2 protein-coding genes are annotated in these 1,787 nt (G+C 69.2%); both read right to left on the bottom strand.

The genetic code is table 11. The features are described 5' to 3' along the window. Positions 1 to 188: 188 nt before the first annotated feature. Complete coding sequence (locus KBI5_RS20270) at positions 189 to 503, bottom strand: 4a-hydroxytetrahydrobiopterin dehydratase (RefSeq protein WP_085016135.1); 315 nt, start codon at positions 501 to 503, stop codon at positions 189 to 191. Positions 504 to 515: 12 nt separating this feature from the next. After that, positions 516 to 1,787 (bottom strand): hypothetical protein (locus KBI5_RS20265; RefSeq protein ID WP_198537845.1); only part of this gene is annotated, 1,272 nt, incomplete at its 5' end.

Genomic DNA, 1,787 nt, shown 5'->3' with positions numbered 1-1,787 from the left:
GACCCACCCCAGGACGGCCCACCCGACGGGCCCGAGCCCTAACCCCACCCACAAGCCGAAAACCACCCGACCGGCAACACCGGCCGGGCCTTCGGCCCGCCCACCCACGCCATCACCGAACTCTTACGAAATGTGAACACCTCACCCTCGGCATCCCCGGTCACCAAGATTCGATCCGGACAGGAGTATCAGAGCGGTTCCGCGCTGTGGGCCTGGGCGATGGCGTCGATACGCCGCGCGAGATCGAAGTCGGCCGCGGTGATCCGGTGCCCGGCATCGTGTGTGGTGATCCCGAAGCGAATGCTGTCCCAGCGCAGGTCAATGTCCGCATGGTGGCCGATCAGCCGCTCGACGTCGGCGACGTGCACGATCAGGGCGACCCCACCGTGGTAACGGATGCGGAAGGATCTGGTGATCTCCTGGCCGGCGCGGGCCCAGCCGGGTAGCTCGCGCAGCCGCGCCTCGATCTCGTCGTCGGCCAGGGGCACGGGCACGTCCGCCACGTCAGGTCTCCTTCAGAGAGCGAAGATCTCATCGAGGTCGCGGCCGGCGGCCGTGCCCTTCCAGGGCTGTGCGGCTTGCCGCAGGCCGGCAAGCTCACGGCCAATCCGCACAGACCCAGTTTCCACCGCCAGGTCCGCCGCGAGTCGCCCGGCCTCGACCGCGCGCCCGATGTCGCCGTTCCGGACGCACGCGGTGGCCTGCCGGGCGAGAAAGACGCCGCGGTCTCGCCGGGCGTTGGCAGGCGTCGTGTCGAGGATCTGCCGCCACAGGCCGGCAGCGGCCGTGGCCAGTCCCAAGCGTCCGTAGCAGGTAGCGCGTTGCACCTCCAGGTAGGCCGATGTGCGACGGCACGCGTTGCCCCACGGCACGCCGTCATCGCATCTCTCGACGAGCGGAGCCGCCTGGTCCAGGGCGGAGTCGACAGTCGCGCGATCTCCGACGAGCGACGCGCCGTGGGCCTGCTGCTGGAGCGCCAAGACCCGCATCTTCGGGCTGAGCCGGCCGGCGTCGGCCAGGACCGCGGCACACAGGTCGAGCGCGCCGAGACCATCAGCAAGATCCGTACGAACTGATGCATGGTTGAGCAGCGCGTAGGCGACGAGCTGGTGGTCCCGGGAGCGTTGTGCGACCTCCAGGGCAACACCGCGCCAGACGGACGAAGTCTGAAGGTCGCCGGCGTCCTGATGGAACCAGCCGATCAGCGAGGCGTAGGCCGCGCTGGAGCGCAGGAGGGCCAGCCGCGTCTCCCCGCGTGCGGTCGCCACCAGGTTGCTGATGAGCGTGTGCTGGGCGGTGACGGTACTGATCAGCTCGCGGGGCCCGAGCATCATGTCCGCTCGGTAGTGGCCCTCCAGCTGCTCGCTGAAGTAGTCGACGAGCGCCGGGTCGACGTGCCGCGGGGCGGTTCTCCCGAACGTGAGCGCGGTAGCCGTCGCGGTGACGAAGTCTCGTCGGTCGATGTCGTGCATCGCTGTTCCCGTAGTGTCCGCGAGCCTGACGACCTGCGCCGCTGGTAGGGCAGACACGGCGATGAGTTCGCCCCTGCAAGGCCGGCCTGAACCGTCCGGGAGAACAGGGGCCGGTGTTGATCCARGTTCCGGGCTCGCCGCACGGCTCCTACGCGCAGTGTGGATGAGGAGGGCGTCTGCGGGGGTGAGGTGTTCGCGGTCGTCGAGGTCGATCAGGTTGTGGATGCTGGTGTCGTAGACCTCGGCGAGCAGGGCGAGGAGCTGGGGGGTGGGCCGGCGGCGGTTGTTTGGTAGTGGCCAGTTCTCCAGTTCCGA

It is taken from the genome of Frankia sp. KB5 (assembly GCF_002099325.1).
Lineage (GTDB): Bacteria > Actinomycetota > Actinomycetes > Frankiales > Frankiaceae > Frankia > Frankia casuarinae.
This window is presented reverse-complemented; position numbering and strand designations above follow the sequence as displayed.